Origin of the sequence: Halalkalibacter kiskunsagensis (genome assembly GCF_037027555.1) — a bacterium.
In the GTDB taxonomy this organism is placed as follows: domain Bacteria; phylum Bacillota; class Bacilli; order Bacillales; family Bacillaceae_D; genus Halalkalibacter; species Halalkalibacter kiskunsagensis.
The window spans coordinates 112,784-133,175 of record NZ_JAXBLX010000007.1 but is presented as its reverse complement, the minus strand read 5'-3'; the positions used below and the strand labels follow the sequence as shown (position 1 = coordinate 133,175).

Sequence of the window (20,392 nt, the reverse complement as noted above, 5' to 3'; positions counted from 1 at the left end):
CTTTAAAAATTTGACCTTTTTAAACTACATCTACAAAATGACCCCATCTTTAAAAATGGAAATTTCTTTAAAGCCATTTTTCTCATTGTTTGTACGTACTTTTCCTGAAGCAAGCTGGATGATGTATTCGAATAATTCATCGGTAAGTTCCGTCATCTCTTTCCCATGAACGAGTTCACCAGCATTAAAGTCGATCCAATTTTTCTTTTTCTCAGAAAGGGAGGTATTGGTTGACATCTTCACTGTTGGAACTGGCCCTCCAAATGGCGTTCCTCTTCCTGTTGTGAAAATGACAATATGAGCCCCAGAAGCAGCTAAGGCCGTAACTGACACTAAGTCATTTCCTGGTCCTTGAACTAATGTCAAACCTGACTCTGTCACGCGCCCACCATAAGGCAGGACATCATTAACAGGGGAAAATCCGCCTTTTTGAACACAACCTAGTGACTTTTCTTCTAATGTCGTAATTCCACCTTTTTTATTACCTGGGGAAGGATTTTCATAGACTACCTGATCGTGTTTAATGAAGTATTCTTTAAAATCATTAACCAAATCAACAATCATTTTGAAAACCTTTTCATTTTTTGCCCGATTCATTAAGATGGTTTCTGCACCAAACATTTCTGGAACTTCTGTCAAAATGGACGTTCCTCCATGCGCAATGAGTTTATCTGAAAACGACCCTACAAGTGGATTTGCGGTAATTCCGGAAAACCCATCTGATCCCCCGCATTTTAGCCCCACTTTCAATTTGGAAACAGGTACATCTTCACGTGTAAATGTTTGAGCATACGTTACAATTTGTTCAAGTAGTTCTAAACCCTCTTCTAATTCATCATCAGCCTCCTGAACACCTAAAAATTTCACTCTGTTCTCATCATAGTTATCTATGACTTTTTTAAATTCAGCAATATGATTATTTTCACATCCTAGACCAAGTACAAGAATTCCAGCTGCATTTGGATGGTGAACTAAATTACTTAGTATTTTTTGCGTATTATGAAGATCGTCTCCGAGCTGTGAACAGCCAAACAAATGAGGGTAATGATATACTCCATCTATACCATTGTCCTTGTATTGATCATTCGCCATCTTAGCCATTAATTCTGCTGTTTTATTAATACATCCTACGGTGTTAATAATCCATATTTCATTTCTAATTCCAACCTCGCCATTGGACCGAACATATCCTTTAAACGTTCGGTCCTGTACTTGTATGGAAACCTTTGATTCGTCAGGTGTAAACGTATATTTCAACGTTCCTTCTAAGTTTGTTTTTGTATTATGGGTATGAACCCACTCTCCAACATGAATCGTTTCCTTCGCATGCCCAATTGGAAACCCATATTTCATTACATTTTGCCCTTTTTCTATTGTTTGAACTGCTACTTTATGGCCAGTTGGAATCGCTTCTTTTATCGTAATCTCTTGATTTTCAAATAGAAGTGTATCCCCTTTTTCATAATCCTTTAGTGTAACAATGACATTATCTGTTTTGTTTACTAAAATATAGGTCGAGCTCATTTGGGCCTCCTTAAAATTTCATAGGTTATCAGTTTAATAACAACGTTGTTATTTTAATTTTATAGAAGGTTCTTTCTCTTGTCAATGTAAGAAAATTTAAATTATCTACTTAGACAGGCTCTTATAAATCGCTCTTTCCTTTGGTATAATAAATAAATTAACAACGTTGTCATGGAGGCTTGCTATGAGTGTAACAATAAAAGATATCGCAAAGCATGCAGGGGTTAGTTATTCAACCGTTTCAAAGGCATTAAGAGATAGCCCCCTCGTCAAAAAACCGACAAAAACAAAAATTATGAAAATAGCAGAAGAATTAGGCTACCAACCGAATGTTGCAGCGAGAAGTCTCGTACAAAAAAAATCGTATACAATTGGTGTTGTTTGGCCAAGTGTTGAGAGAGTAGCTCCGTCTATTTTAATTACAAACATAAACGATATTTTAGAAAGACATTCGTACACGACTTTGCTTTCTATAAATAAGCTTGAATCGGCTATCGCCACATTTAATCGATTCCAAGTCGATGCTATTTTAATTTTTGGAGAAAATGAAGATGATAAGAAAAGATCAAAAATTCAATCCACAGTTCCGATCCTTTATTACGGAATCCAAGAAGGCTCTTATTTCCCAACGATTGATGTGAACAGGAGATTAGCGATCAAATTAGCCGTTAAACACTTAAAAGAAATTGGCCACCAAGAAATTGCCTTCATTGGAGAATTACAAACACAAGATCCTCTTCAACGAGAAAAAGCAACCGGGTACTTAGAAGCGATGAATGTTGAAAAAGCTTCGGATCTACCCAATTTAGTTATTCCAACAAATGGTCTTGAAGTGTATGATGGTTATCTTGCAGCCAAATCCTTGCTTACGAACAATAAACATGTAACAGCAATTGTTAGTGGAAGTTATGATTTAACTCGAGGAATCCTTCGAGCAATAAGTGAACTTTCTTTACATGTTCCTAATGACCTGTCAATTATTAGTTATGATAACATTCCACAATCACCAAATATAGAAATCCAACTAACAACAGTTGGGGTTCCCGTAACCAGAATTGCCCAAAGTATTAGTGAAACTTTACTCAGTATTATTGAAGGACAAGAGCTACCAGAATCCATTATTCTCGAACCAGAATTGTTTATAACTGATTCTTGCTCTCCTATTAGGCAACAATAATTACAAATAAATAGGGAGAATCAAAAGCCACATAGCCCTTTTGACTCCCCCTATTGCTTCGTATTATCTACTAATATCCTCTGAATCAGATGAATACAGAAAATGATTCAATTCATCCCTGCTAGGTAACCCTTCGAAATCACCTGGGATTTGTGTTGCCATAGCCCCAATAGCATTGCCTCGCTCTACTACTTTATCTAAAGGCAATTCATCTAATAGACCAGAAAGAACACCTGCAGCAAACCCATCTCCTGCCCCAACTGGGTCAATCACTTGTTCTACTGGAAATCCAGCTACAAGTTCACTTTCTTCGTTTGTAAAATAATAAGCCCCTTTTGCGCCTATCTTTATAATAACAAGTGAAGCCCCATGATTTATAAATAACTTACCTAATGCTTCTGGATCATTATCACCAAACATAAACTCTCCTTCGGCTACTCCCGGCAAAACGATGTCAGATTTGGATGCAATTTCAAGTAATACTTCTCTTGCTCTTTCTTCTGACCAAAGTTTCTTTCGTAAGTTCGGATCAAACACAACCTTGACGTCATTCTCTTTTGCAATCGCTATCATTTTCATGACCGTTTCATAACAACTTTCACTTAAAGCTGGAGTAATTCCTGTAATGTGTAAGTATTTTGCCTTTACAATGTATGACTCGTCTATGTCTGAAACATTCATTTGACTAGCAGCGGACCCGCTGCGGTAATATTGGACTCGCACGTCATTTGCATTTCTTACTTCTTTAAAATATAGACCTGTAGGTGCATAAGCATCCACTTTCACTCGACTTACGTCAACCCCTTCACCTCGAATAAAAGATAGTAAGCCCTTTCCTAATTCATCGTTTCCAACTTTGCTTATCCACCCAACATTATGACCTAAACGAGTTAAACCAATTGCTACATTTGATTCTGCTCCACCATATTTTCTAGAATACGTTGCTGCATACCTCATAAGCGGTGATGAGTCAGGACTAAATACGGCCATTGATTCCCCAATTGTTACTACATCCATTGTACAACCTCCAAAAGTGTTAATAAAAAACTCCTTGTTGAAACAGCGCTCTATCAATCATACACATAGTTTTCTAATAAATCATCAATTCTCATTGGTTTATTTTCTAAACTCGACTTCCAAACTCCTTCTCCAACAGCAATCGAATAGGCTCCCGCCTCTGCTCCTGCTAAAATCTCATAAGGTCGATGTGGATCTACTCCTAAAAATAAATCTTCTTGAATAATAGGATCACCACCACCATGACCACCTTCATTTTGAATTACATGAATAATTTCCTTTGAGCCAAATAAAGGATAATAATCAATAGTTTGTTCAGGAACAGGAAATGGAATTCGACTTAACTCGTGAAATTCTTGGGTTTCAATCCTTCCTTTTGTCCCATTAATAGCAAGTCTGTAGCCTTCATATGGGAGAGAGAAATTAATCGAATAGCTAAGTAAAGCACCTTTATCATACCTTACTGTTGAAACATAAGTATCTTCAATCTCAATTTCATGATCAAAAATACAGGCATCTGGCCGATAGTTTGTATAATCTTGCTTCGACTCAGCTTTAATGTGATCATCTTTTACTGTCATTGAATTACTACGATCATTCCACCTTGTATAGTAGTCACAGGAACGTTGCTCTTGACAAGTCCCACAATAGCGATTATCGGTAGGACTTGGATTATGCTCGCCATCTTTTCCGTAATAATTTAAGGCGCCATATGCAAATACTTCGACTGGCTTTTGATCAATCCACCAATTGACTAAATCAAAATGATGCGTTGATTTATGCACAGACAAGCCCCCAGAATGCTCTCTATTCCGATTCCAACGTTTAAAGTAACTAGCACCATGATATGTGTCGATATACCAATTTAAATCGATGGACGTAACTCTCCCAATTTTCCCATCCAGAATCATCTCTTTAATTTTACGATGAAACGGACTATAGCGGTAATTAAAAGCTACCTGTACCTTTCCGTTACTTTTTTCCTCTGCCTCCATCACTCTTTTGGCATCTTGACTTGTTGTTACCATTGGCTTTTCAGTAATAACATCCAAATTATGCTCTAAGCCTTGCAAAATATAGTTGACATGAGTGTCATCTCGGCTTGTAACTATTACCGTAGTTGGTATCGTTTCTGTAACCATCTGTGAAAATTGCTCTGGTGTGTAACTTGAGACTGAAGCAAGCTCCGGGAACTGCTTCTTACAAATCTCTACACGTTTTAGATCACTATCTAGTAATCCAACAATCTCATTCTCCTGTGAAAATTTTGTCAAAATTGGTTCAATAAACATACCAAATGCTCGGTTACTTAGTCCACATACTACTATTCTTTTCATCTTCTTCACTCTCCTCTTTAAACTTAACAACGTTGTTATAAATCAATTTGCAAGAGGATGGCTTCCATCCCCTCATTTGATGATTACGTAACTTCCATTTCTTTTGCCGCTTGGTTTTCTTCATATTGCAGGTTCTTTTTTTCAACATCTTTAAAAACAATTCTCATAACCCAGGTCAGCAAATAACAAATGAAGCTTGCTGTAAAAAACGGGATCAGACCAGGAAGAAACATCAACATCCACTGTATCCCAATTATCCCAACAATCATAATAAATACGTATTGTGGGTATGCCATCCCTAACATAAGCGAAGTCTTAAGATAATTGGTACCTTTAAGAGTTAGATGGACATATGACGGAAAAAAGACTAGTAACATAATGACGTACAATAAGCTTACTACGAGTAATATGTAACGCAATATCGTCATCCACAATATCTGGTCAGGAACTAAAATGAAGTTCATGTATAAAATAATACCTACAAAACCAAAGAATATTCCAAATAGATTTGATTTAATGATTTCTGCCTTATAATGATCCCAAAACGTTGTAAAAACAGGGAAATCATCCGACCCATGCACCCATTTTCTCGTAACCGCAAACATCGCAACTGTGGCAGGCATTAATCCAAATACTACTAAGCCCATTAATGTAAACATAATCCAAAGAATATTAACGTAAGCAAGTCGTGAAATAATTACACTTATACGGTAAAAATTACCCATCAATCCGTTCATTTGCATGATGTTTATTCCACCTTCCACGCTAAATACTAGCTATGCTTCATAATATACTGAAGCAATTCCAATGATAATGCTTCCTTATCACTATAAACTGGTACAATGGCCACAAGAGGATCTTGTAACTCTATTCCTTTTAACAAGGGAGAACTATTATCTATTCGCACTGCATAGAGATGTGTCTCACCCGTCTCTGAATTAACGTCTTTATACTCATTCGTGTTCTCAAATAGCTCCTCACTAACTGCTTTTTCTAAAGGAACCAATCCCTCAGGGGCATAGGCTGCAGACATCAGCTCTTCTTTTAGAAAGAAGATGTCGCCATTATGAGCTGCGATTTCTACGACCAATCTTTCATACGTTACCGGAAACATGAACAATTCAAATTCTTCCTCAACAGACACAGCTTCCTTGATAACGTTTTCAATTCCCTCAGCAAAAGATGAAGGGATATCAGAAAAAAAGAATACTTCAAATTTATCTTCTTTATTACCACAACCACTTACCATAACAATTAAAACAATCAGCAGGAGCAGTCTAAATACATTTTTCATCCAAACTTACCTTCCTTTCTCTTCCTAGCAATCATTTCAGGTTAATAGGTCAAAAGCCGTATAATTGACAACTCTCACTACTACTATACCATTTTTTGACCTTATAGAGAGGGAAGGCTATCATTTTCCTCAACTAATTTCGAAAAAGGAAGGAATTCGAATTACTTTGATTTCAACTGGTTCATCTGCATACTTGCTAGAATAAAAGCACCAACTCCATGCAAATCATTTTCACTTGTTTCGCGTTCAACATAATAATCATAAACACCAATGGAAGTACCAATACAAATTCCTGACAATATGACTTGATCATGATGATCTACTTCAATGCAATGACGGATAATTCCCTCATAGCCTTTTTGGGCATGTTCATAATATTTGCTATCAATATATCCTTCGTTGACTGCTTTTGCAATTGTATATACGAATAAACTAGAACAAGAACTTTCCAACCAGTTATCTTCTTGATCGCCTTTATCAATCACTTGATACCATAAACCTGTTTCTTCATCTTGATAACGCACCAAGTTATGAACAAGGTCTTGAATGACACCAATAAGCTCTTCCTTTTTTGAGTGGCCATCAGGAAGCATACTGATAATATCCACCACTGCCAGTCCGTACCATCCTAGTGAACGCCCCCAAATTTCTGGAGCTGTATTCGTTCCTGGTATATGCCATGGTGTTTTTCCACTTTCATCCCAACCATGAAAATAAAGGCCTGTTTTTTCATCTTTCGTATTCTTTCTCATGAGTGATTCTTGATATAAAACAAGATCGACTAAATCTGGCTGACCAAATTGTTGACCATATTGAAGAGTGAACGGTCCTGCCATGTAAAGGCCATCAAGCCACATTTGATATGGGTATTTATCTTTATGCCAGAAGCCGCCTTCTTTTGTTTTATTTATCGTGTTTAATAGATTTCGAAGTTTTGTTGCTGCAATTTTGTAACGCTCTTCCCCTGTTTGATTATATAATGGAAGGAGTAATAAACCTGGTTGAATCGCATCCAACTCATCTCTAGCAAAATAAAAGTTTCCTTGTTCATCTACGAGCTTATCAACATATTCTTTAAAATAATGAAAATATTCATCGTTCTTTGTTTCTTGCCATACACTATGGACACCACACAAGAACACCCCTTGATGATAGTGCCATCGATTAGCTGGTGAAAGTTGTAGGGGTTCGTATTGATTCATTAAACTTTCACTCGCTCTTTCGGCCCATTCTAAAGCCGTTTTTCCATTTACAGCTGTTTGATTTGTCATAATGATTCCTCCTCCTATTTATGAAAGTCTGCTATACTCAAAGTAATCAAAGTCTGCCGTATTGCTACTTTCTTCTCCATTGCTGCTAGTATACATACCGATATATGTCCCAACAAAGCCTCCTGCAATATCCGTACTTAAGATCCTGCCATCAACATTCTCAGTTAACGTTTGCCAGTTCTCTGGCTCTGTCGCATAATAAAAATTGTAATCTTGTCCATAAACCTCAACTTTTAGAAAGAGTCTGTTTGTTTTTACTTGCTCCACCGACCATGTTTGATCTTCTCCCGCGGTTCTCTTAACGAGACGAAGAACAGAGTAATCATTCATTTTTGTAAATTCCATTCGTATTTGATACTCGCTGCTTTGTAACAATTGATGTAACTAAATAGTAATCTTCTTTAACTCTACAAATAGAAGGATCTGGATAGAAACCTGGAATGATCGGATTTTTAAAAATTTCCACTTGTTTTACCTCCTTCTTTTAAAGGTTATCTATTAACCAGTCATATGACTTTTCACCATTGATCTCATGGCCACCATTAAAGAAATCGGCAGCAAGGTCGGTTTCTGCATCGAAAGACTGATAAATCTCTTTTAGTCTATTAAATGCAACTTTCACTTCATCAATTGGAAAAAGATGATCATGATTACCCGCTTCAATCAATAATTTCCTTGGTGCAATCAAGCCAATTAAATCTGGCATTTCTGCATATTTTAATATGCCTGGAATGTAATTATCGAGACAGTGCCTTCTTGACATTATGCTTCCATAAAAACGATTGGTATAACCACTTATAACCGTTGCCTTGATTCTATCGTCTAAAGCAGCTGTATATGCAGCTACAAGACCTCCACCAGATAAGCCCATACAACCAATTCTATTATTATCTGTTTCATCGAGCGATTCGATATAATCTAGTACTCGAGAACATTCAAATACCCTCAGCCCTGCCAACGTTTTTCCGAGTATTAGCAGTTGACTAGCTAGTGGAAAACAGGAATTATCAGTAGGTGTTCCAGCTGTCTGATCAGCTTCTAACTTTAGGTCACCAAACCCGATAAGTTCAGGAGCAGCAACAATCATTCCTTTACGTACAAGCTCGATCGCAAAATTTTTATGAATTCCCGGAGAGTCAAAATTTTCCATTCCACCTGGATGTAAACCAACAATCTCTTTACTCCCATAGCCATGTCCATGGATGGCGAGAACAACAGGGAATTTGGCCGTTGTTTTCACATTAGGAACTAAGACGTAGATAGGGATGTGAAGTGAATCGCAAATAGAAAGCTCAACTCGTCGCCGCACGTACCCCTCACACTCGACTGACTCCAATGTTTTCGATTGGAGTTCACCTTGAAGATTCGAGAAATCTCCTAAACACTCTTGCAAGCGTGATATAAGAATCACTCTCCAGCTCTCGTCGTACGTCCGGTCGTGTTTTCGTAAGCTATCTTGATATAGATCATCGATAAACGATTGTGGTGACCACTTATTTTGTTCCTCACTCATAGTGACTCTCCTACGATTACTACTTCACTTGTACTTTCCTCAGAGGAAAGGTATGTTTCTTTTAATTGGATTGCTTGTCGTCCTGAGATAACCACATCTTCAACCTTGCCTAACTTAACAACTGGTGTATTCGGATGAAGTTTTTTCATCGCTAAATGATCGATTTCAACATGAGTGGCTTGATCCATGAATAAAGCAGGCCCTTGTCTTGTTTCTACTCTTACACGATGAAACTCGATCCCATTAACATGCTTACAATAAATTCCTTCTCCTGCCATTGTTATTTCTTCTTTCACCATATCGGGCTCACCGCCAGCTTCATTTAGATCATCGGTCATTTCAAATGTGACATGTCGCAAGGAAACGTCCTCAACCGGTTTTTCAGGAAGGCCGTAAATAAAGCCCGCTGCAGTCCGACAGTTTTTCGCCGTCACATTGCTAATTTCTATTTGTTTAATATGTGGAGTTTTCTCTGTAACTGGAATTGCTTCAGGGCTTGACATTAATGGATCACTTTCATCCACGCCATAGCGATAGAAAGAATTAATGGCGAGTGGACAAAAGACATCTTCCATATAAATGTTATTCACAAAAATATTTTTAATATAAGCTCCCCGTGCCCGGTTTGTTTTAATCCTGATTCCGCGATCCGTTCCAATAAATACACAGTTTGAAACCGTGACATTTTTGATACCTCCAGAATTTTCACTTCCCATCACGACACCACCGTGACCATGAAACATCGTACAATTGGTTACAGTAACATTTTCAGTTGGCTTGCCTACTCTTCTTCCATCTTCGTTAATTCCAGATTTCAAACATAGGCAATCATCACCAACATCAAAATGACAATCAGACACTCGGACATCCTGGCATGAGTCAATATCAAAGCCATCGCCATTTGGCGTATTGGATGGATTTTTAAAGGTAACACCACGAACACTAACATGATCGCAATAAACGAGATGCGTATTCCAAAATGGTGAATTTTGGAATGTAATTCCTTCAAGCGTTACTTGCTCACAGTTGATGAGTTGAAGGAGTGGTGGTCGCAAAAATTGCGTATCCCATTCGATGAGGTTTGTATTTATCGGTTTAAACTTCCCCTGATTTAATTTCGCAATCTCTTTGGTTACACCTGACGTGTACTCTTCCCCTTGCTTGATTCGGTGATAGATCTGCCACCAAGCTGCTCCTTGACCGTCAAAACATCCCTGTCCTTTAATCGATACATTCTTCAAGCCGTTTCCATAGATTAATGGAGAAAATCCGTAACATTCATAGCCAGACCAACGTGTTTCAACCGGCTGATAAGCCTCAAAGTCACTGCGAAATAAAACAAGGGCTCCTGCTTCTATATACAAAGTGATGTTACTTTTTAATACAATTGGACCTGTCTGATACGTCCCGTCAGGAATGTATACTGTACCACCTCCATTTTCTGAACAGGCGGTAATGGCAGTGGCAATAGCCTCGGTGTTATCAGTAACTTTATCTCCCTTAGCACCGTATTTCGTTATATCGTAAATACCCATTCAAGCCTAACCTCCTTATAAGTAACATTAATACACGGTAATTACTTTAATAAATCTTCTCTTAATGGTGTAAATGTATCTAGCAACACTCCCGGTTCTAGCGCTGTTACTCCATGCAACGTATCTCCCGGAATATAAAGCGTTTCCCCTTTGGATAACAGAACTGTTTTGCCACCAACATTAAATTCAAACCTTCCTGCCAAGCAATATGTATATTGCTCATGTGGATGACTATGCTCAGACCCAATTGCTCCAGTCTCAAATTCAACCTCCATCATCATTAGCTGTTTCCCAGGCTGATGAATCTTTCTTCTTACACCTGTGTCAACTTCTTCCCATTTCCCGATATTACTCATAGTAAATTCCTCCTTTATAAAATTAGCTGCTGTAATTCAAAAAGATGGTGCAGTTACTCCGCTCGCAGTTTAAGGTGGTTCAAAAAGATAATAACGACCTTTTTTGAACCATCTACTTTTCTTTCACTAAAAAAGGCATGACTAACTGAATAGACATCACAAAAACAATAATCCAAGGGATCGAAATTGGATTGATGTCCTGTGAGAAAATCATAAATATGACAATCCCTATCCCTCTTCCAAAGTTAATAATCGCTTCACGTAAAACAACGGACTCGACACGGAAATTTTCTTTTAGCGGTATCTTATCAAGCCAAGTGAAGTAATACACAGCATACGTATTCGCTTGTAACGGTTTAAATAATGAACCAATTGACATAAATAACACAACTGTCCATATGGCAATTTCCCATATTAAGAAGGTTGCTGAAAGTACCATTCCAATCGCCGCAATGAATAGATATAATTTAGTAGATTCGAGATTGCCGACTCTGGAAATTACATAAATTGAAAAAATTGACAAGCTAAGAAGGACAACATTCATATACCCAACAAAGCTTTCATCTGGAAAGATTGTAAATAGCAAAATCGGAGGTATATACATTAAAATCCCTTGAGGAAAGCCGATAATAAACCAGCCAAGAAGAGCTTTCCCAAAATTCGGCTTTTTCTTAACCATTAATTTTAAATATTTCATATAGTATTCTTTATGATGGGACTCTTCCTTTTTAATGCGAAAACTTCCGATGGTTGCAACTAAAAACATTAAGAAAGCCGCTGAAAACACGATCATATAACCAGTCAATTCTGTACTCATACTAATCAAGATTCCAGCAGCTGCCGGACCAATCAGATTTGCCATTCCCATTGAAACTTGATTCCATCCAAGATAACGGTGTCGATTATTATTAGTTGAAACTTCGTGTGCTAATGTAAAATAGCTCACCCAGTATGCCGCTTGCGAAACTCCTTTTATCAAGGCAAATAAATAAAAGTAATCAACCATATTTTCCTGGGTTACAATGATGCACAAATAAAAGAAAGCGGTTAAGAAAATGCCATATCGATAGATGGCTAAATGTCCTTTTTGTTTTGCCATCTTTCCAATCAAGATTGTTGCTATTGCTTGAGTAAGGATGGCAATTAAATTAAACAACCCATTAATTAGTAAACTCTCAGTTAAGCGCCATAAGTATAAATTAATGAAAATAAGCGATAATGAATTGCCAAATTGAAAGATTGTATGATTAACAAGTGTAATGACTGCTTGCTCTGACAACCTTTTTTCTTTAGGCAGTTTTAGTCGTTTCATGTTTTAACAACACTTCTCCCACAAAAATAGGCTATACTTCCTCTACAAAAATTTAAAAAAGTCGTTACTATTTTTTAAAGGCTTAGCAAAAAGATCAGCCAATCTATAACACTGTTGCCTGATTAAGGTTGCTTGAGTACTTGCATTCATATCCCCTTCATAAAGCCCCTTTCCTAAACAAACTGCTTCAGGCATATTAGGGTAAAACTCTCCCCTTTTCACTTGTGCAACATTAGGCGCGGGGGGTGACAAATCAATCTCTCTTGAAAATCCTCCATCTTCTCGTTTTAACTTGCCAATGTTTTCTGTCGTAGTTTCCAAAATCTCTAGTAATTCTTCATTCGGAATGGGTACTTCCATATATGAAAGAAGATCGATCGGATTTCTGATATAGCACATATCCTTCGCTTCTTCCGTTCGTAAACACGTTAAGATGCTTTCATATATCCGGTCTGTATTGGGCATTGGAATATTGAATTTACTATAAAATGTGTGTAGTTTAAACGTCCCAGATATACGCACATATAAACTCCCTCCACCCCATAAGCCTGTATCCGCATCTTGGATCGACTCTAAAAAACGTACAGCTTTATCTAAAAATGGTTTTTGATCTTCCCGAGGCATTTCTGCAATATAAACACAAGACGTTGCAAGAAGATCGCAGCCTCTCCAACTATTGCTAAGGTCGATACTGCTCCACTTTTCCAAATAGGTTTCAGGCGTTTCTACATAGCTCGGTGCTGTCTCTGCCTCTAAAGGTAACGGGTATAAAGGAGCACTCCCAAGTTTACGCAATGATCCAGTAGAATAATTGATCGCTCTGTGAACCATGACTTCATCTTTTCTCATAGCAGGGTTTTCATCATAGAAAAAACCAGACTTTTCATGCTGTTTCTGTTGAAAGAAACGTATCATTTGTCGTCTCATTTGCTCCGGCATGTCTTTAATTAAATCATTTCTGAGTAAGATGTTTAGTCCTTGCGAAGTTGATTCAATATCTGGAATAAAACGATGATCACCAATTGAACTTCTTGCATAATAGAAGCCACCTGTCACAGAATCGTATTGACCAGCCAACCAACGAAATAAACCTTGATACTGAAGCTCCATTTTTTCTAAGACATCGACAATACTCTTTGTATTTGAATTCATATACTCACCTGCCTTTGTTTACTAAAAGTGTGTTCAGTTCCAGTTGCCCAAAAAGATAATTATTCTTTTGGGCAACTACTGTTATCCTTTCATGGAACCGATCAATGCTCCTTTAGCAAAGTATTTCTGTAAGAAAGGATAAACGATTAAAACAGGTATTGTAGCAACAACAATTACAGCCATTTTCACCGTTAACTCAGGTGGTGGAACACTCGTAAATTCTGATCCGTCATAGTTTAATCCACTCGCAAGAACAACAATTTGACGCAACAACACTTGAACTGGCCATTTTGAAGGATCGTTTAAATATAAAATCGCATGCATATACGTGTTCCAATACGTTACAGCGTAAAACAACGAAATCGTGGCGATGGCTGGCATTGAGCAAGGAATGACGATTCTAAATAAAATTCCAAAGTCACTACAGCCATCAATTTTTGCTGATTCCTCCAACCCGTCAGGTAAGTTTTGGAAGAAGCTTTTTAAAATAATCATATTAAATGCGTTAATTGATACTGGAATAATTAGTGCTAACAATGAATCTAGTAACCCCGTATATTGAACGACTAAGAAAGTTGGGATCATTCCCCCGTTAAACAACATCGTAAAGACGATAAAGAACATAATGAATCTTCTTCCTACTAAATCCTTACGTGAAAGTCCATAAGCTGTTAATGTTGAGAGAAGCATACTCCAAATCGTTCCCCCAACTGTAACTCCTATCGATACTAATAGAGCCTTAAACACGGTATCTGTTGAGAAAATGTATCTGTAAGCGTCTAGGCTAAATACGGTAGGAAATAGAACGAACTTCTTCTCTGCTAGTTCTGCACTAGTAGTAAATGAACTTGCAACTACGTGAATAAAAGGCAACACGCATAGCAAGGCAACGATTGATAGTAATGTAATATTCGTTATGTTAAAGATTCGACTACCCCATGTTTTGTCTTGAACCATTTGTTACTCCTCCTTCGTGTCAATTTAGTAAATACCTTCTTCACCCGCTTTTTTCGCTAACCAGTTGGCCATAATTACTAGAATCAATCCAACTATTCCTTTGAAAAATCCAACAGCCGTACTGTAACTAAACTGCCCTTGTTTCAAACCTGCTGTATACACATATGTGTCAAAAATTTCCCCAACTTCGCGGTTAGAGGCATTTAATAGCAAATATACATGTTCAAAACCTAGCTCTAACACATCACCAATTTTTAAGATTAATAGTACGACGATAACACTTCTTATTGCCGGTAACGTAATATGCCATGCTTGACGAAGGCGACCTGCCCCATCCATTTTCGCAGCTTCATATAATTGAGGATCAACAGCTGCGATCGCAGCAATAAAAATAATTGTCCCCCATCCAGCTTCTCTCCATATTACTTGAATGATATACATTGGACGAAATGTATCAGGATTAAGTAAGAAATTTATTTTTTCAAATCCCAATGCTCCTATAATTTCATTAATGATTCCTCCATCTAATGTCAACATGACATAACTGATTGAAACTATGACCACCCAAGACATAAAATGTGGAATATAAATTAACGTTTGAACAGTTCTAGTAAAAAACTGTTTTCTTACTTCATTCAACATTAGTGCCAAAATAATTGGGATCGGAAAATATACAAATATTTGTAATGCGAACAAAATGAGTGTGTTTTTAAAAATTAGCCAAAAGTCAGGTTCCGAGAACAAGCGATTGAAATGCTCTAGTCCCACCCACTCACTTCCAGTTATTCCTAAGTAAGGTTTGTAATCTTGAAAAGAAATAATTAGTCCATACATAGGAATGTATTTATAAATAAAGAAATACAATAGCCCTGGTGTAATCATTAAATAAATCCATTTATTCTTTGCAATTCGCCTCTTTAACTCCTCTCTTCTACTAGGCTTTGGTAACGGCACTTTCCCTTTATCTAAAGCTACGTTATTTTCCATTTCCATCTTCCTTTCTAATTATAATAGTAGCCACTACTTATCCCTTCTTTTGTGTAACCGCCTTCCTTTTGTAATTTGATATTAAGCTTCTTTTTGAATTACAGCTATAATCATCTCGTTGCAACTATCTGTAAGCCTTGATTTTAAAGGTTTTTTTCGTTCAAACCGGAGATTTTGATTATGGTATATCGGCTTCTTTACACATTTAATCTTTCATTTGATATAACCTATTACAAGTAATAGAAGACCTAAACAGATGTTAGAAGTTGGTTTGAAACCATATGATTTTATGACACTCATAAGAAAGTTAACTAGATTGAAGAGTCGTTACCTTTCTGCTATCAATGCAAAAATAATACCTTTTAAATTCATCTAGACATTTTCACCTAAATAAAGCTGGCTCTTACTTGAGCCAGCTTCTTCTTGCTATTTTTTTCCTAGTTTACTGCTTGATATGAAGCATTAAATTCTTCAATGATGTCATTTCCGCCTTGCTTCTTCCAATTTTCAACTGCTTTTTCAAATCCATCTTTATCAATTTGCCCAAGAATATATTGATATGTCGCATCTAATATTACTTGATTAAGTCGCTCTCCATTTTTCACATAAGTGTCAGAGTCTAATGTGATTGTTGGATCATGAACTAAATAGTTTTCATTATCAATATGCAATTCTTCCGCTTTTGCTTTGATATCGTACGTATGAATTCCTTCATATCGTCCATTTGTTTCAGCTTCACCAATTTCTAACGCTTGGTACGGTTTTACTATTCGATCCGTCATCTTCGTGTCTTCATGAGGAACCGCTCCACCGTCTTCAACTGTGTAATGTTCTCCCTCTATCCCCCAATAAATTAAATTAGAGTTTTCAGGAGCCATTAAATCATTATAGAAAGCTAAGATTTTTTTCAATTCTTCTTCCGTTTCAACTGCTGATTTAGGGAAAATAACCAAACTACCATATCCAGGAATTGACCAAATGTTATATTCGCCATTTGGACCTTCAACATAGTTCGTTACATCATACTCTAAATCAGGGTTAATGCTTACCGCATCAGCGTGAAGACTACCAACATCACCCATTGAACCGATATAAATACCCGCTGTTCCATTTTTAAACATCGCTTGTTGGTCCGACTTACTGGTCACAGGAAAATCTTTATTCATGTAACCGTTGCTGTGAAGTTCACGGACATAGTCCAATGATTCCATATATTCGTCAAACATAAATTCAGGTAACAATTTCCCGTCTTGCTCGCCCCAGTTATTTGGAGTACCAAACCATGAAGCAATTGTCTTTAATGAACCGTATACAACATCACTTCTGTCCGTTAAGCCAATTGTGTCATCTTTTCCATTTCCATCTGGATCATCTTCAGTAAATGCTCGAGCCATTTCAAAAAATTCTTCCGTATTTGTTGGTGCTGAAATTCCTAAATTATCTGCCCAATCTTTACGGTAAATAATACCTGAACGCGCCATCGGTCTTCCTTGATAAAGTGCGTAAATTTTTCCGTCAACTGCCGTATTAAGTAAAACTTGTTCTTTTAAGTTACTTAAATTTTCATAGTCATCTAGATAAGGTCCGATTTCCCAAAACTGGTCATCACGAATCGCATCTTTAAATTGGTGGTATGTCGTTTGGTTTTTCATATAAACAGCTTCAGGAAACGTTCCTGTTGCAAATGCTGAATTTAATCTTTCTTCATAATTACTGTCTGGTACCCATTGAATATCTAATTTTGTATTTGTTCTCTCTTCTAGAATTTCTTTTATTTGATCATCAGGAACTTCCGGCGTATGCAAGTTTGCCATAATTGAAAATTCGTATGGCTCATCCGATGCTGCGTCTGAATTACTGTTAATTTCCGTATTTTCATCCGATTTTTTTGAAGCGCTTTCATTATTGCATGCAGAAAGTAAAATTAACACAAAAGCAAATATACAAAAAATTATAAAAAACTTGTTTGATTTCAACATTTCCTAACCCCCAATAATTTCTTTCATTTTTCATAGTAGCATGAATACCGATATCGACTACAATCATTTTCACTGATAATTAGAAAATCGTTGTGTTTTGATGATTTTAAACAATTGGTTTCCAACCACTTAACATTTTTTCTGACGTATGCTTATTTGCCTCTTTATCAGTCAGTAGTAATAAGTGTACCTTGATGTCTGCTGAACTGCACATTTTTAAATATTAACCGATCTCCATTCTTACATACTATAAGTTGTTTTGTTTTCATAAGATGAGTATCCACTTCATTTCACCTTCTGTTATTAGAATTCAAGATTGACTCATCTGATAAAACTCGATCAATACTCGTCCATAAACCACCTCCAAAACTTAGTATTAACCGTTTAACAATGTAAGGGATGCTGTTAAACGTTACAGTTCTTAATGCTGATCATATTCTAAGTTTCGAGGACGGTCTATAATCAATAACTCACTTACGTAAGCACTTACATTGTTAAACCTTGCCTAACTAGTTGAAAACTAACGTAATGATTATTGGTGTTAGAGTTGAAGAAATTCAGATTAGCGCACCTTATTATATCGCATATAAAAAAAGGGTGCTCAAAAGGATCTGCTAAGCAGAAACTTCTGAGTCACCCTTCTTTATGAACTTTTCCGATATTTCTCACGGTATTGACCAGGCGTCATCTCTTCTAGCTTCTTAAAGGAGCGTATAAAATTTTGCGAGTTCGTATACTTCAATTTATCAGCGATGTCCTTGACTGTCATATTCGTTTCTGTCAGCCATTGCTTAGCAATTTTAAACCGATACATGGCCAAGTACTCACTAAAAGTATAATTCGTCTCTTGTTTGAAAACACTGCTTAAATAATTTGCGTTGTAATGTAGTTTTGATGCACATTCTTCTAAGGTAATATCAGTATTATAGTTATTTTGAATAAGATCGATCATTTTTTCTGAAAGATTATGAAACTGAGAATCTCTACGATCACTAAACACTTTAATCAATGGTAGGATTAACCTTCGTTTAAACCATTCCTCAATATCATCTTTCATTTGTAACTTTAACAACTCATCATAAAGTGAAGCGTGGAAAACCTCTATTTGTTGGAAGCTTACACCACCCTCTTGCTTAATCATCAACAAATTATTTAATAAACGCATCATTGAAATTTGATATTCTCTCGGAGATTGCGTATTTTTAAATGCTTTCTCGATCCAAATTTTTAATTGTTCTAATGCTTTCTCCTCATCTGCTATTTTGATTGCCATTAACAATTCTTCCTCAGTCCGTTTAGGGTAATCAAATATAACAGAATGTTTACCAGAGTTAATACTATTAAAGTCGATGATGACTCCTTTGCCTAGTTTCATCCGATGTTTTAAGGCCTCGACACCTTCACGGTAAGCTCTCGCTGCCTCTTTCATCTCTTTAAAAGGCAAACTTATTCCAATGCTAACCGAAACATTAAGGCTTTTCTTTATTTTGCTTTGGATTGTTTCTGTTAACTCATAGACAATATCCTGAAGGTTATTCGTATTGTTATCACCAAAGCCTATTAGCGTGACTAACGTTTGATCAATCCAAACCACAGGAAATTTATGTTCCTTATCAATTGCTTCTTCGACAAGGTTTTTTACAGCAAAGAATAATTTTTCTGTTGCTGGTGATTCATACTTGTTCTTATCATAGGTATCGACATGTAATGTAAATACAACCATATGATTCCATTCTTCAACAATTTGGCTTAATTGAAAATACTCTAATTTTTCAGCAATTTCACTCGTTTTGTAATTCCCTGTATACAAACGATTAATAAATAAAGATTTGACCTGTTGCCTATGTTCCATTAACTCATTTTCTAAATTAGAGTTAGATGAAAACAAGTCATTAATGTGCTCTTCAATCATTTCTAATTCATTTTTCTTCTCTCTATTTTGATCTGGCCAGTTATCCTCAATTAAATGAATCAGTTTATTTACTGGGGAATATAATTTTCGGCTAATGATCCAAATATATAGCACACAAGACAAAATAATGAATGTAACGATAAAAAAGGTAAGCCAGCCAATTTTTTTACTCTCAGCTGTAAGCAAATCGATCGAACTAAAAGAAATATAATGCCAATTATTAAAATCAGAGGTATAGTAAGTCACAGTATGTGGATCGTTAGACGATGTATTGAACTGTCCACTTTTCTCAGAGAAATGATCAAGAGTGTCAACGTAACCAGCTTCTATCAGAGTTTTTCCAATCATTGATTGGTCACGATGAACAATAATGCGATAATTTTCATCTGTAATCATCACTTTATCCGAATGCTCATCTACATTAATCATTTCTGAAAGACTGCAGGTAGGAATGTTCGTAAAAGCAAGGCCATATTTATTACTCAATTTAACTGGAAGCTTCTTTACTAAACTAATTGTGTAATTACACTTTCGATTTGTAAGTGGATATGAAAAGTCTTCATTATTTAATAACAACCAAGTAGAATCATGTTCCAGATTGAGATACGACATATAATTACTTTTGTCTGGATGATCATGTAAACGATACAATCCTTGGTTATTAATAATCCAATTTTCCTGAAAGTTTAAAAGAATCACTTCTCTCACTTTCGTATCGTAAGACTGTAGATTACTTCTTGCTTGTCTTAGTTCTCTGTAAATGCGAAAATCTTCACCAACAAGGGGACGCCTTATTGCTTCCTCCATTAAAGGTGAATCAATTGTATTATTTACACTGTGATGAACCGTCACTAACACTTGTTCAATGTTTGAATGTATTTGTCGAATCGTTTGTAGCTTTTCATCATTCACCTTCTCTTGAATGTGTTTCGAAGACTGCACATACGAAAATACACCGACAATAACGACAGGGATGATACTGATAATACAACCAAATACAATTAGCTTAGTTAATAAGCTTTGACTTCGCATCTGTTACCTCCCCTCCTTACTATCATGAAAGCGCTTA

General features: G+C 36.5%; 17 protein-coding genes and 1 pseudogene. 1 reads left to right on the top strand and 17 read right to left on the bottom strand.

The window, feature by feature from the left end; genetic code table 11:
* Positions 1-30 precede the first annotated feature (30 nt).
* Entirely contained in the window at positions 31-1,524 is a 1,494-nt protein-coding gene (locus SLH51_RS06065; RefSeq protein ID WP_335959919.1) for a UxaA family hydrolase, read from the bottom strand.
* Between the two features lie 184 nt (positions 1,525-1,708).
* Here SLH51_RS06065 and SLH51_RS06060 point away from each other — a divergent pair, with 184 nt between their 5' ends.
* Positions 1,709-2,701 carry a LacI family DNA-binding transcriptional regulator gene (locus tag SLH51_RS06060; protein ID WP_335959918.1) on the top strand — a complete coding sequence of 331 codons (993 nt, stop codon included), beginning with the start codon at positions 1,709-1,711 and terminating at the stop codon, positions 2,699-2,701.
* Positions 2,702-2,764: 63 nt separating this feature from the next.
* On the opposite strand, the gene SLH51_RS06055 is transcribed toward SLH51_RS06060, so the two are convergent.
* From SLH51_RS06055 to SLH51_RS05980, 16 genes and pseudogenes are all read right to left on the bottom strand, one after another.
* Positions 2,765-3,718, bottom strand: coding sequence for a sugar kinase (locus SLH51_RS06055; protein WP_335959917.1), 954 nt, complete (start codon positions 3,716-3,718; stop codon positions 2,765-2,767).
* Between the two features lie 53 nt (positions 3,719-3,771).
* A complete protein-coding gene (locus tag SLH51_RS06050) occupies positions 3,772-5,055 on the bottom strand; it encodes a Gfo/Idh/MocA family protein (RefSeq protein ID WP_335959915.1) in 1,284 nt (427 codons plus the stop codon).
* Between the two features lie 83 nt (positions 5,056-5,138).
* A complete protein-coding gene (locus SLH51_RS06045) occupies positions 5,139-5,798 on the bottom strand; it encodes a YesL family protein (RefSeq protein ID WP_335959914.1) in 660 nt (219 codons plus the stop codon).
* 29 nt (positions 5,799-5,827) lie between these two features.
* Positions 5,828-6,349, bottom strand: coding sequence for a hypothetical protein (locus SLH51_RS06040; protein WP_335959913.1), 522 nt, complete (start codon positions 6,347-6,349; stop codon positions 5,828-5,830).
* Between the two features lie 161 nt (positions 6,350-6,510).
* Complete coding sequence (locus tag SLH51_RS06035; RefSeq protein ID WP_335959912.1) at positions 6,511-7,620, bottom strand: glycoside hydrolase family 88/105 protein; 1,110 nt, start codon at positions 7,618-7,620, stop codon at positions 6,511-6,513.
* Positions 7,621-7,638: 18 nt separating this feature from the next.
* Positions 7,639-7,950: a beta-xylosidase family glycoside hydrolase gene (locus SLH51_RS06030; protein ID WP_335959911.1), complete on the bottom strand. Its 312-nt coding sequence runs from the start codon at positions 7,948-7,950 to the stop codon at positions 7,639-7,641.
* A 46-nt stretch (positions 7,951-7,996) separates the two neighbouring features.
* A pseudogene (locus SLH51_RS24430) lies at positions 7,997-8,086 on the bottom strand (family 43 glycosylhydrolase); the annotation flags it as partial.
* An 18-nt stretch (positions 8,087-8,104) separates the two neighbouring features.
* Positions 8,105-9,133 (bottom strand): dienelactone hydrolase family protein, encoded by a 1,029-nt coding sequence (locus SLH51_RS06020; RefSeq protein ID WP_335959908.1) that lies wholly within the window; start codon positions 9,131-9,133, stop codon positions 8,105-8,107.
* Positions 9,130-10,668, bottom strand: a complete 1,539-nt coding sequence (locus SLH51_RS06015) for a glycoside hydrolase family 28 protein (RefSeq protein WP_335959907.1) — start codon at positions 10,666-10,668, stop codon at positions 9,130-9,132. Before SLH51_RS06015 ends, SLH51_RS06020 begins: the two co-directional genes overlap by 4 nt.
* 41 nt (positions 10,669-10,709) lie before the next feature.
* A complete protein-coding gene (locus SLH51_RS06010) occupies positions 10,710-11,024 on the bottom strand; it encodes a cupin domain-containing protein (RefSeq protein ID WP_335959906.1) in 315 nt (104 codons plus the stop codon).
* A 112-nt stretch (positions 11,025-11,136) separates the two neighbouring features.
* A complete protein-coding gene (locus tag SLH51_RS06005) occupies positions 11,137-12,336 on the bottom strand; it encodes an MFS transporter (RefSeq protein WP_335959905.1) in 1,200 nt (399 codons plus the stop codon).
* Between the two features lie 42 nt (positions 12,337-12,378).
* Positions 12,379-13,488, bottom strand: a complete 1,110-nt coding sequence (locus SLH51_RS06000; RefSeq protein WP_335959904.1) for a prenyltransferase/squalene oxidase repeat-containing protein — start codon at positions 13,486-13,488, stop codon at positions 12,379-12,381.
* 81 nt (positions 13,489-13,569) lie between these two features.
* Positions 13,570-14,445: a carbohydrate ABC transporter permease gene (locus SLH51_RS05995; RefSeq protein WP_335959903.1), complete on the bottom strand. Its 876-nt coding sequence runs from the start codon at positions 14,443-14,445 to the stop codon at positions 13,570-13,572.
* A gap of 24 nt (positions 14,446-14,469) precedes the next feature.
* Complete coding sequence (locus SLH51_RS05990) at positions 14,470-15,432, bottom strand: ABC transporter permease (RefSeq protein WP_335959902.1); 963 nt, start codon at positions 15,430-15,432, stop codon at positions 14,470-14,472.
* Between the two features lie 437 nt (positions 15,433-15,869).
* Entirely contained in the window at positions 15,870-17,411 is a 1,542-nt protein-coding gene (locus SLH51_RS05985) for an extracellular solute-binding protein (protein WP_335959900.1), read from the bottom strand.
* Between the two features lie 643 nt (positions 17,412-18,054).
* Positions 18,055-20,355, bottom strand: coding sequence for a helix-turn-helix domain-containing protein (locus tag SLH51_RS05980; protein ID WP_335959899.1), 2,301 nt, complete (start codon positions 20,353-20,355; stop codon positions 18,055-18,057).
* Between the last annotated feature and the right edge of the window lie 37 nt (positions 20,356-20,392).